Source organism: Duganella alba (assembly GCF_009674495.1).
Taxonomy (GTDB): Bacteria; Pseudomonadota; Gammaproteobacteria; order Burkholderiales; family Burkholderiaceae_D; genus Rugamonas; species Rugamonas alba.
This window is the reverse complement of record NZ_WKJN01000003.1, coordinates 107,654-119,590: the sequence shown is the minus strand read 5'-3', so window position 1 is coordinate 119,590 and position 11,937 is coordinate 107,654. Positions and strand designations below refer to the sequence as shown.

Here is an 11,937-nt window from a genome sequence, read left to right as displayed (position 1 = left end):
CAACATGTGCAACGATCGCTTCCAATGGCCGCCGCTCCGGCGGTCATCCTGGACGAGGAAACGATGCGAGGTATCGAACTGCGCCAATTGCGGTATTTCGCCATCCTGGCGCAGGAGCTGCATTTCCGTAAGGCCGCCGAGCTGGCCTTCATCACGCAGCCCGCGCTCAGCCAGCAGATCAGCAAGCTGGAGGAAATCGTCGGCGTCACCCTGTTCCAGCGTGACGGCCGCACCGTGGCGCTGACGCCGGCCGGCGTCATGCTGCAACAGGAAACCGCCAAGATGTTCGACCAGCTGCAGCGCGCGCTGCGGCTGACGCGCGAGGCCGCCAGCGAGCGCGAGTTCCGGCTCTCGCTCGGCATGGTCGAATACACCAATCTGCCGTTCATCCCGCCGGCGCTGGTGCGCATGCAGGCGGCCTATCCCGGCCTGAAGGTACAGCGCCACGAAATGCATGCGGGACTGCAGTTCGACGCGCTGGCCAGGGATGTGATCGACGTCGGCATCGGCGTCCCCGTCAGCATGCCGGCCGGCGACAGCGGCATCGAAGCGCGGCCGGTGTTGAGCGGACCGTGGGTGGCGGTGATGCGCAGCGATCATCCGCTGGCGTCGCGGCAGAGCATCAAGGTGGCCGACCTGATGGACGAGCGCCTGATCTTCTTCGATCGTCCGCTGGTGCCGCACCTGTACGACATCCTGGTCAACGCCTGCAAGCGCGCCGGCTTCACGCCGCATTTCGTGTACGAGACGCAGCAGGCGCAGGTGGGCGTGTCGATGGCCAGCGAAGGCGCCGGCCTGATGCTGGGCGCCGCCTATATCTTCATGGCCTTGCCGGCCGGGATGACCATGCGGCCGATCGCCGATATCGAGCCGTTCAGGCTGCACCTGTTCACGCGCACCGGTGAACAGGACGCCTTGCTGCACGAGTTCGTCGAGATGGTGGCCGAGGAAGCCTACCGCACCCAGGTGCTGCTGGATGCCAAGTACTGAGTGAACGGCAGCAGAAGCGGATGCGCCGCATCGGGCGGGTGGGCAATGCCGATGATGGCGGCGTCGAGCCGCCCCTGCTGAAGCTCGCGCACGGATTGCACCGAAGTTTGCCGCTTGAAGTCGATGTCCCACTGCGGCAGCCGGGTGAATTTTTCCGTCTCCACCACGGTGGTGAGGCCGATGCGCAGGCGCTGCATGGGCTGGTCCGCAAATTGAGGGATGCAGTCAGTGTAGGTTCGCTTGCGGCGGCAGAGCCAATACCATTTCGGCGATACCTTTTTGGTATGACCTATACCTTGGTATGACAGATTTCCCGATTTCTCCGTCATATACTCGGGAATATAACGAACCCAAGGAGTCCGCATGAACCTGCATTTGAAACGCCGCGCCGTAGCTTGCGCGCTGCTGGCCATGGCCGCCGCCCAGTCTTACGCCGAAACGCCGGTGCGCATCACCTACGCCGGATCGATGGGCGTGGTGATGGACAAGTTCATCGGCCCGGCCTTCGCCGAACGCGAACATGTCGAGTATCAAGGGCAAGGGCAGGGCGCCTATGGCATGGCGCGGCTGCTGGCGTCGAAGAAAATCGTTGCCGACGTGTTTGTCTCCGTCAATCCGGGGCCGATGGATATTCTCAAGCAGGCCGGCCTGGTGGACGAGGCGGTGCCGGTGGCCAGCACGCGCATGGTGATTGCCTACAATCCCAAAAGTCCCTACGCCGCGCAGCTGAAGGCCGGCGAGGCCGATTGGTGGAAAATATTGCAGACGCCCGGCTTGCGCTTCGGACGCACCGATCCGGCGGTCGATCCGCAGGGCCAGAACATCATCTTCACCTTGCTGCTGGCCGAAAAATACTACAAGCAGCCGGGCATGGCCGCCGCCGTGCTGGGACCGATCGAGAACCCGCAACAGGTGTTTGGCGAAGGCAGCCTGCTGACCCGGCTCCAGGCCGGCCAGTTGGACGCCGCTTCCGGCTACGAGAGCGCCACCATCTCCGCCAGGCTGCCGTATGTGGCGCTGCCGGACCAGATCAACCTGAGCAATCCACAATATGCGAAGGATTGGTACGACACCGTCAGCTTCCCGATCCAGCACCGCGACGGCAAGAGCGAGACGGTGCGGCCGCAGGCGCTGGTGTTCTACGCCGCCGTGCTGAAGAACGCGACCTCGCCGGAAGCGGCAAAGCATTTCATCACCTTCCTGCAAAGCCCGGACGGCCAGGCGCTGTTCCATCAGAACGGCTACGGCCAGCCCAAGGGCGACGCCTTGTACCGCTGATGAAGCACCACGCCCGCTGGCTCGGCGCGCCTGCCTGCCTGCTGCTGGCGCTGCCTTTCGTCACGCTGGTACAGGAGACGCCGTGGCGCAGCTTCGCCATCGCGCCTGCCGACCTGGCGTCGGCCCGCGTCTCGCTCGGCCTCGGCCTGGTGGCGCTGGGCCTGATCGCCGTGCTGGGAACGCCGCTGGCGTTCTGGCTGGCGCGCACCAAAAGCCGGACGCGCGGCGTGGTGGACGTGCTGGTGCTGGCGTCGCTGCTGACACCGCCGCTGGCGATGGGCATTCTGCTGGTGTCCGCCTATGGACCCTATAGCGCGCTCGGCAAGCCGCTGGCCGCCGCCGGCTACCTCATCTCGAACAACATCGGCGCCTTCATCCTGGCGCAGCTTTACGGCGGCCTGGCCTATTACGTGATGTCGGCCCGCACCGCGTTTGAAGCGGTTTCGCGCAGCGTTGAAGAAGCGGCCGAAACGCTGGGCGCGACGCCGTGGCATGTGTTCTGGCTGGTGACGCTGCCCTTGTCCGCGCGCGGCTTGCTGGCCGGGCTGGCGCTGGCCTGGGTGCGGGTGATCGGCGAATTCGGCATCGTGATGATCTTCGCCTACTTCCCGCAGGGCATGCCGGTGCAGCTCTACATCAACCTGCAGAACGATGGCCTGGACAGCGTGTATGCGCTGGTATGGGTGTTGCTGCTGGCCGCGCTGCCGTTCCCGCTATGGATGCTGTCCCGGCGCACCATCACCTTCCGAGGAAGTTGCACGTAGGATATTTTTACGTTAAATTGTTCTAATATTTTTATCAATATGCAATTTAGAACAATTGAGTGAGAAATGAAATTCAATCCGCTGATGATGTGCGCCCTGTTTGCTGTCGCCCTGGCCGGTTGCGGCGGTGATTCCCGGAATCTGGATACCAGCACGGCGCCGCCGGTGGTGCAACGCATGGTTGCCGGCGGTGCGCCGCATACTGCGCAGGGCGATTCACCAGCTGCCACGGTATTCAGCATCGCGGGATATCGGGACAACTACACCGTCGTCAAGAACCAGGAGACGAACGTGGTGACCGTTACCAGCAGCATCGATCATTCGGTGACGACGTACCGGAACCCGGGCTTGATCAAATTCGCCGACAAGTGGACCTCCTTTGATATTGATGGCGCGACCGGGCAGGTGTACCGGCTGTATCAGGCCGCCTTCAACCGTCAGCCCGACTTGGCGGGCCTTGGCTTCTGGATTGCGGTCAATCAGGCGGGGCGCGACCTCAACGGCATCGCGACCGACTTTGTGGCGTCGGCGGAATTCAAGACCTTATATGGCGACAACCCCGCCAACGCAAAGCTGGTCAATGCGTTTTACAACAACGTGCTGCACCGCGACGGCGAGAAGGCCGGCGTGGATTGGTGGGTAGACCAGATGAACCATGGCGCGGCCGCCTTTGCCGTGCTGTACAGCTTCTCGGATTCGGGGGAAAACAAAACCAACCTGGCAGCCGCTGTGCAAAACGGCCTGGACTTTGTGCCGTATAACCAGGGTGGACCGATTGTGCCCAAGCGTAGCTCTTACGAGAACAAGGTTGCGGCAGCCAGCGTGTTGGGCGCCCAGCCGTTGCCGCCCGAGGTAGCGGCGGGCAATGCGGTGGCGTTTGCCGATTTCTTCCAGGACGGCTCGTACTCCATGGTCACCCATACGCTTGAATATATTCCTGACTGGTCGATGACCGAGTTTGGCCACATCCGCTTTTATCAGCGCGATAAAAGCGGACTCTGGATCGACCGTACCGCCGTGCTGCTCAAGGATACCCAGGGTTGCCTCCATCCGCGCAAGGCGGTGGTGGCGGATTTCAATGGCGACGGCAAGCCGGACGTGTTCTTTGCATGCCATGGTTTCGATCGCTCGCCGTTCCCCGGCGAGCAGCCGCATATTTTGTTGAGCCAGGCGGATGGCACGTATCAGAACAAGACGCTGCCAGTGACCTGCTTCTGCCATGCGGCGACTGCCATGGATGCCAGGGGAGACGGTTTCGCCGACATCGTGGTGACCGATAATATGGTGCACGCCACCCCGTTTTTCCTTGTGAATAACCGCGATGGCAGCTTTAGTGTTGATACGGCGCGGCTGCCGCCGGAGCTCAAGTACAAAGCCATTTTCTCCATTGAAGCGATCGATTTCGATCAGCGCGGCGCTTACGACATCTGGATCGGCGGCAATGAGCCGGGAGCAACGGCCGGCGAGACCACCACGGATTACGATACCGTGCCTCGCATCCTGAAGAATGACGGGAAAGGGAACTATCCAGTTGAACTGGCGCGCGACCTGACCCCCATCCCGGATTACGGACTGCCGCTGGATATCGTTTTTGCGTCTGGAAAAATCTATCTGCTCCGCACCAATATCGGCGGCGGCCCGAACAACTACGGCCTGTCGTTTTACACGACCACCGCGGTGCAGGTCATCGACTATCAGACGGGCGCTTCCACCATGCCTTACACGCACAAGGGTGCTTATGGCAACGGCATGTTCTGGGTGAACTGGCTGGTCCCGACCAACGGGAAAGTGGTGAGCATGGAGTCTGCCTACGGCATCACCTTGCCGTAATCGTCAGCCGCACGCAGTGCGGCTGAACGCCAACCATCGCATGTAGCCGTCGCGCATCAGAGTTGTTGACGCCGCATGGGTATCATCTATATACTAAGTTAAACGTTTTACTAAAAAAAGCAAAAATACTAAGAAATACCTGTAAATTGATGACATAAGAAGTGTTAAACGATTTCACGGTGAGACATGCTTCAAAAAATGCTTTGCACGCTGTTATTGCTGTTCTGTCTGCCGGTGGCCGGACAGCCGCTCGACGTCGCCAGCGTCGACCGCCAGCGCATTCTGCGCGAGGCCGCATCCAGCCTGGCGCAGGCGCCGCTGACCATCACCGCTTTCCCCAGCCCGCGCAGCAGCGGCGGCGTGCACGATTTTTACTCGGAAGGCGACTACTGGTGGCCCGATCCGGCGCAGCCGGGCGGTCCCTACATCCAGCGTGACGGCCTGACCAATCCCGACAACTTCGTCGCCCACCGCCGCGTGCTGGTGCGGTTTTCGGTGCAGGTGCCGGCGCTGGTCGCGGCCTGGAAGGTTTCCGGCGAGCGCCGCTATGCCGAGCATGCCGCCGCCCACTTGCGCGCCTGGTTCATCGATCCCGCCACGCGGCTCAATCCCAACCTGCAATATGCGCAGGCGATCTTCGGCCGCTGCAGCGGACGCGGCATCGGCATCATCGACACCGTGCATCTGGTCGAAGTGGCGCGCGCCATCGAAGTGCTGGAGGAGGGCGACGTGCTGTCCGCCGATGAGCGCCGCCAGATCCACCAATGGTTCACCGATTACCTGCAATGGCTGACCACCAGCAGGAACGGCCAGGACGAGCGCGACGCCAAAAACAACCACGGTTCCTGCTGGCTGTTGCAGGTTGCCGCCTTCGCCCACCTGACCGGCGACCAGCAGCTGCTGGCCTACGCCCGCGACCGCTTCAAGACCGTCCTGCTGCCGACCCAGCTCGCCGCCGATGGCAGCCTGCCGCTGGAACTGAAACGCACCAAGCCCTACGGCTACGCGCTGTTCGACCTGGAAGCGCTGGCCGCGCTGTGCCGGATTCTGTCGACGCCGTCGGATAATCTGTGGACCTACGCCACACCCGACGGCCGCGGCATGGCCCGGGCCATGGCCTGGATGGCGCCCTACATCCGCGACAAGCGCACATGGCCCTTGCCGCCGGACGTGATGTACGACAAGGAATGGCCGATGCGCCAGACCAGCTTGTTGTTTGCCGGGCGCGCGCTCGGCAAACCGGACTACCTGGCCCTGTGGGCCAGCCTGCCCGCAGACTCATCGGTTGAAGAAGTCATCCGCAATTTCTTCATCCGGCAACCCGCGCTTTGGTAACACCACACAATACGATAAACAAGGAGACACACTTGAAGCACAACAAACCTTCCCGCCTGTCGGCGGCGGTCACGCTGGCCTTGCTGGGCATGGGCAGCGCGGCACAGGCGCAGCAGGATAGCAGCATGCAAAAGGTCGAGATCACCGGTTCCAGCATCAAGCGCGCGGTCGCCGACCAGGCGCTTCCGGTCACCGTGGTCAAGGCGGAAGACTGGCTGGCGCAGGGCATGCAGACCATCGACGATATCCTGATGTCGATGTCGACCGCCTCCGACTTCGTGCCGAACACCACCTCCGGCAACGGCAACAGCGCCAATATGCGCGGCATCGGCACCTCGCGCACGCTGGTGCTGTTGGACGGCAAACGCCTGAACGATGTGGCGATCAATCCGAACAGCATCCCGGTCAGCGCGCTGGACCGCACCGAAGTGCTGCGCGACGGCGCCTCCTCCATCTACGGCAGTGACGCCATCGGCGGCGTGATCAACTTCGTCACCAAGAAATCGTACACCGGCGCCTCGCTGACGCTGAAAGGCAACGCGCCGAGCAAGAGCGGTGGCGGCGAATCGCGGGGCTTGAGCTTCACCGCCGGCAAGGGCAACCTGGGCAGCGACGGCTGGAACGTCTACATCACCGGCGACATCAACCAGCAGGACGCGCTGCCGCAATCGGCGCGCCCGAACATCACCTCGGACGAACGCCTGGCCAGCGCCGGCTTCCCGCCGCCCAAGCTGACCAAGGGCAGCAATTCCATCCCGGCCAACGTCACGCTGGCGAACGGCTCGACCAAGGTCGGCAACATCACCATCGGCGGCAACCCGTACTACGCCAGCGGCTGCCTGGCGCCGTACTCGACGCCGGGCCTGAACAACACCTGTACCGCCAGCTACACCGCCAACAGCCTGACGCTGACCAAGGAAAGCCAGGAAGCGTCGCTGTTTACCAAGGGCACGCTGATGCTGGGCGAGGACCACAAGCTGTCGGCCTCGCTGCTGTACTCGTCGATCTACAACCGTCCGGTGAAGAACCCGACCTTCGGCATCAACGCCTCGATCGCCAACTTCCCGGCGCTGACCATCGGCCCGAACAGCAAATACTATCCAGGCAAGGGCATCGTGCCGGCCATGCCGGGCATCACCAACCAGACGCTGACACTGGCCTGGTCGTTGTACGGCGACCTCGGCCCGACCGTGCTCGACTACAAGACCGACACCACCCGCCTGACGCTGGACGACGAAGGCCACCTGGGCGCCTGGGATTACAAGGCCAGCTTCTGGTCCGCGCTGTACAGCACCCGCACCAGCTTCCGCTCCGGCTTCGTCAACAGCTATGACCTGCTGGCCGGCGTCGCCAATGGTCAGCTGAATCCGTTCGGCCTGCAGGACCAGGTGGGCAAGGATTACCTGAGCAGCATCTCGACCAACGGCCAGACCGCCAACGCCGGCCTGACGCGCATGAATGGCGTCGACCTGAACGCCAGCCGCGAGCTGATGACGCTGCCGGGCGGCGCGGTCACGCTGGCGGTCGGCGCCAGCGCTTACCACGACTTCTCCTACAACTCGATTCCCGCCACGGTGGCGCTGTCCGGCGGCCAGACCGGCGCCACGGCCGCGACCAACCAGAGCGCTTCGCGCAACGTGACGGCCGCCTACGCCGAGATCGACTTCCCGATCACCAAGGCGCTGGACGTCGACCTCGCCGTGCGTACCGACCACTACAGCGACTTCGGTTCGACCACCAACCCGAAGGCCAGCTTCCGCTTCAAGCCGGCCGAATGGGTCATGCTGCGCGGTTCGGCCGGCACCGGCTTCCGCGCGCCGACGCTGGCCGAGCGCTACTTTGGCGCCACCAACGGCCCGACCGGCATCACCAGCACCAGCTACAACGACCCGGTACTGTGCCCTGGCGGCCTGCCTGGCGCGACCACCGGCGGCACCGCCTTGCCCGGCTATAACCCGAGCACCGTGTGTAACGCGCGTCAGCCGATCAACACCGGCGCCAATCCGCAGGTGGGACCGGAACGTTCCAAGACCTTCAACCTGGGCGTGGTGTTCACGCCGACCCGTTCGCTGCTGGTATCGGTCGACTACTTCAAGGTCCAGCTGCGTGACTCGATCGGCCAGCTGGCGCAGCCGTCGCTGTTCCAGAACCCGGCCTACGCCAACCTGTTCGTGCGCGACGCGAAGGGCAACCTGCTGTACATCGACGACCGCCTGACCAATATGGGCGGCGTGCGCACCGACGGCATCGACCTGACCACCACCTACAACTTCCCGAAAACCAAATGGGGCCAGGTGGGCGTGCAGCTGGACGGCACCTATATCCATGAGTTTGAAACGCAGGTCGACCGCAACGGCGCGTGGATTTCCAGCGTCAACAAATTCGGCCCGCTGGATGCCAACGTGATGAACTTCCGCTGGAAGTACGGCGCCTCGGCCAAGTGGATCAGTGCCAATGGCGACTGGACCTCGACCGTCAACCAGCAGTACAAGCAGAGCTTCGAGGACCGCAACAGCGGCACCGCCTACCACGTGATCGACCAGTACACGGTGTACAACTGGTCGATGCAGTACAACGGCTTCAAGCAATGGAGCCTGATGGTCGGCGTGAACAACGTGTTCGACCGCGATCCACCTGCGGCCAACTATCGCGGTGAAGGTTATTCGAGCGGCGAGGCCAGCCCGCTGGGCCGCGTCTACCGCGCGCGCGCCACCTACACCTTCTGATGCGAAGCATGATGATCAAACGCACTTTACTTTGCGCGGCCTTGCTGGCGGCGGGCCTGTCCGGGCCCGCCCAGGCGGCATCGCCGTCGCAGTTCTACACCTACGACCCGGCGGAGCTGGCGCTGGCCAAACAGAAGCTGGCGGCGCGCGACCCGCTCTACCAGCCATCCTACGACAAGCTGATCAAGGAAGCCGATACGGCGCTGACCCACAAGCGCTACAGCGTGGTCGACAAGACGCTGGCGCCGGCCAGCGGCAACAAGCACGACTTCTTCAGCTTCGGGCCGTACTGGTGGCCGGACCCGGCGAAGAAGGACGGCTTGCCCTACATCCGCAAGGATGGCCTGCACAACCCGGCGTCCTCCACCGACGCCACCGACAGCGTGCGCATGGGGAAGTTTTCGCATGACGTGACCGTGCTGGCGCTGGCCTGGTACTTCACCGGCGAGACGAAATATGCGGCCAAGGCCGGCGAACTGGCGCGCGCCTGGTTCCTCGCGCCCGAGACCCGCATGAATCCCAACCTGGACTACGGCCAGGCGCTTCCCGGCCGCGTGAACGGGCGCGGCATCGGCATCATCAGCAGCCGTTCGCTGATCGACGTGATGGACAGCCTGGCGCTGATCCAGCCGACCGACGCCCTGAGCGACGCCGAGAACGACGGCGTGCGCGCCTGGTATCGCGACTACCTGAACTGGCTGCTCACCAGCCGCAACGGCTTCGAGGAAAGCAACGCGCACAACAACCACGGCACCTTCTACTCGGCGCAGGTGACCGCGTATGCGTTGTACACGGGACAGCAGGACATCGCCAGGCGCGAGCTGGAAATCACGCAGATCCGCCGCATCGCCGGGCAGATCGACCGCGAGGGCAAGCTGATCGCGGAACTGGAGCGCACGCGGCCGTCCGGCTACGTCAACTTCGCGCTGGAGGCGTTCGGCTATCTCGGGCGCTATGGCGAGCTGACCGGGCAGAAAGTATGGGAGCACGGGGAGGATGCGCACAGCATCGCCCAGGGCTACCGTTTCGTCGCGCGCTATGTGAACGGCGAGAAGTGGCCGTATCCGGAAATCGATCCGAAGGAAGGCTCGCCGGATGGCGTCAACAAGCATGCGATGCACAACATGCTGGCGGCGGCGCGGGCGTATCCGAACGAACCGGTGTTTGCGGAAAAGGCGCGCTGGCTGCTCGAACATTATCCGGGGCAGGTGGATGCGCTGTTACTGCCGTTGAAGTAGCGGCAGCCTGCGCGACGCAAGGTCGCGCAGGCCGGTGCCGAACGCTGCGGTTTCAATCGATTCAGTGGGCGCTGGCACCCTCTGAATGAATGTCGTTGTGAATCGCAACAACCCTATCAACGAAAGGAAGGCATTTTTCAGTGAAGAACTCGCGCGACTTGTTGATGCGGTACGGGTCAAGCAGCTTGTGCAAGGACTGCTCCAGCTCGTAGTAGTTCTTGGTCTCTATATCCTTCATGACGCGGAAACGGAACGGTACGCCAGTCGTGTAAAGCTGACCAATACGGTTTTCCACAGTACCAGTCGTGATCCCTATCTTCACGATTTCCTCACCGGCTTTGGTGTAGAGCGAGGTGCCCAGGACGTACAGCCGTCCAATACCGGCTTCCAGCTTTTCCAGGCTTTCCGCTTCAATCTCTTCATCGGGAAGATTGACGTCCTGGGCCACGCCGGGAGCGAGCGACATGACAAACGGCCTGAATGACCTGTCCACATGGAACTGACCGCCACTGCGTGCGGTCACATAGATTTGAGCCAGCAAGGCATAGTCCAGGTCCTTGTAGTACCCTCTTTCTACATTGCGTTGGTGCGATTCGGTCCCGTAGTAGGTCGGGTGGTCCTGCTTGATGATGTCGCGGATCTGCTGAGGAGTCAGTCCTTGAGGATGCTTTTGTAAGATACCTTTGATCAGTTCGGAAAATGTCATGTCGGTCCTATAAGGAAAAATGCCTTACAGATACTTTAACCGATCCGGATGTTGATTGCGAAGTTTTCCTGGTCGGGGCGAGAGGATTCGAACCTCCGGTCTCTACGTCCCGAACGTAGCGCTTTACCGGACTAAGCTACACCCCGACAGTGATGTGAATTACATCATATTTTCGCGGCGTTTTCAATTCTCGCTCCGGTGGAATATCGCGACACGAACGGTCAAGTCCTGGCGACCAGCCGCTGGCGTTGCTCGCCCAGCCCGTCGATGCCCAGTGTCATCACGTCGCCGGTCTTCAGGTAACGCGGCGGCTTCATGCCCATGCCGACGCCGGGTGGCGTGCCGGTGATGATCAGGTCGCCCGGTTCGAGCGTCATCATCCTGCTGCAATAGCTGACCAGATGCGCGCAGCTGAAGATCATGTTCGCGGTGTCGCCGGTTTGCATGCGCTCGCCGTTGACGTCCAGCCACAAGGACAGCGCTTGCGGATCGGCGACTTCATCGCTGGTCACCAGATACGGGCCCACCGGGCCGAAGGTGTCGAACCCCTTGCCCTTGCTCCATTGGCCGCCGCTGCGCTCCATCTGGAACGCGCGGTCGGTGACGTCGTTGGCCAGGCAATAGCCGGCCACATACTCCAGCGCCTGCTGCTCGGTGACGTTGACGGCCCTGGCGCCGATCACAATCCCGAGTTCGACCTCCCAGTCCAGCTTGGAAGCTTCCAGCGGCGCGATCACATCGTCATGCGGTCCGTTCAGGCAACTGAGCCATTTGGTGAACATGACGGGTTCCTCGGGAATCGGCAGGTTCGCTTCCAGCGCATGGTCATGATAGTTCAGGCCGATGGCGACAATCTTGCTGATGCCGTTCCACGGCACGCCGAAGCGGGGATTGCCTTCCACCAGCGGCAGGCGGGAGACGTCTATCGCCTGCAGCACCTGGCGCGCGGCGGCGCCGAGCGTGCGGCCGGTGATGTCGTCGAGCAGGCCGGACAGGTCGCGCAGCTTGCCCTCGGCGTCCAGCATGCCTGGTTTTTCCTGGCCTTTGGGGCCGTAGCGAAGTAATTTCAT

The 11,937-nt window shown here is 62.6% G+C and carries 10 protein-coding genes and 1 tRNA gene; 7 read left to right on the top strand and 4 right to left on the bottom strand.

From position 1 onward, the window contains the following. The first annotated feature begins 24 nt into the window (after positions 1 to 24). Positions 25 to 990 carry a LysR family transcriptional regulator gene (locus GJ695_RS03835; RefSeq protein WP_166455075.1) on the top strand — a complete coding sequence of 322 codons (966 nt, stop codon included), beginning with the start codon at positions 25 to 27 and terminating at the stop codon, positions 988 to 990. Here the strand turns inward: GJ695_RS03835 and GJ695_RS03830 are convergent. Then, positions 954 to 1,187: a type 2 periplasmic-binding domain-containing protein gene (locus GJ695_RS03830; protein ID WP_154362287.1), complete on the bottom strand. Its 234-nt coding sequence runs from the start codon at positions 1,185 to 1,187 to the stop codon at positions 954 to 956. The genes GJ695_RS03835 and GJ695_RS03830 overlap by 37 nt on opposite strands. A gap of 166 nt (positions 1,188 to 1,353) precedes the next feature. Here GJ695_RS03830 and GJ695_RS03825 point away from each other — a divergent pair, with 166 nt between their 5' ends. The 6 genes from GJ695_RS03825 (at position 1,354) to GJ695_RS03800 (ending at position 10,161) form a co-directional block, all read left to right on the top strand. Then, complete coding sequence (locus GJ695_RS03825) at positions 1,354 to 2,268, top strand: extracellular solute-binding protein (protein ID WP_154362286.1); 915 nt, start codon at positions 1,354 to 1,356, stop codon at positions 2,266 to 2,268. Continuing rightward, positions 2,268 to 3,032, top strand: a complete 765-nt coding sequence (locus tag GJ695_RS03820; RefSeq protein WP_154362285.1) for a molybdate ABC transporter permease subunit — start codon at positions 2,268 to 2,270, stop codon at positions 3,030 to 3,032. The genes GJ695_RS03825 and GJ695_RS03820 overlap by 1 nt, the downstream gene beginning before the upstream one ends. A 66-nt stretch (positions 3,033 to 3,098) precedes the next feature. Beyond that, a complete protein-coding gene (locus GJ695_RS03815) occupies positions 3,099 to 4,862 on the top strand; it encodes a DUF4214 domain-containing protein (protein WP_154362284.1) in 1,764 nt (587 codons plus the stop codon). A 186-nt stretch (positions 4,863 to 5,048) separates the two neighbouring features. Next, positions 5,049 to 6,197: an alginate lyase family protein gene (locus GJ695_RS03810; protein WP_154362283.1), complete on the top strand. Its 1,149-nt coding sequence runs from the start codon at positions 5,049 to 5,051 to the stop codon at positions 6,195 to 6,197. Positions 6,198 to 6,229: 32 nt separating this feature from the next. Further along, on the top strand, positions 6,230 to 8,923 hold the full coding sequence (locus GJ695_RS03805; RefSeq protein WP_154362282.1) for a TonB-dependent receptor plug domain-containing protein: 2,694 nt from the start codon (positions 6,230 to 6,232) through the stop codon (positions 8,921 to 8,923). A gap of 8 nt (positions 8,924 to 8,931) precedes the next feature. Then, positions 8,932 to 10,161 (top strand): alginate lyase family protein, encoded by a 1,230-nt coding sequence (locus GJ695_RS03800; RefSeq protein WP_208023378.1) that lies wholly within the window; start codon positions 8,932 to 8,934, stop codon positions 10,159 to 10,161. 61 nt (positions 10,162 to 10,222) lie between these two features. Here GJ695_RS03800 and GJ695_RS03795 read toward each other — a convergent pair whose 3' ends face one another. From GJ695_RS03795 to GJ695_RS03785, 3 genes are all read right to left on the bottom strand, one after another. Continuing rightward, the gene (locus GJ695_RS03795; protein WP_154362281.1) at positions 10,223 to 10,867 is read right to left on the bottom strand and encodes a GIY-YIG nuclease family protein; all 645 of its coding nucleotides are present in this window, start codon (positions 10,865 to 10,867) and stop codon (positions 10,223 to 10,225) included. Positions 10,868 to 10,936: 69 nt separating this feature from the next. Continuing rightward, positions 10,937 to 11,013, bottom strand: a tRNA-Pro gene (locus GJ695_RS03790). A gap of 75 nt (positions 11,014 to 11,088) precedes the next feature. Further along, positions 11,089 to 11,937 (bottom strand): fumarylacetoacetate hydrolase family protein, encoded by an 849-nt coding sequence (locus GJ695_RS03785; protein WP_154362280.1) that lies wholly within the window; start codon positions 11,935 to 11,937, stop codon positions 11,089 to 11,091.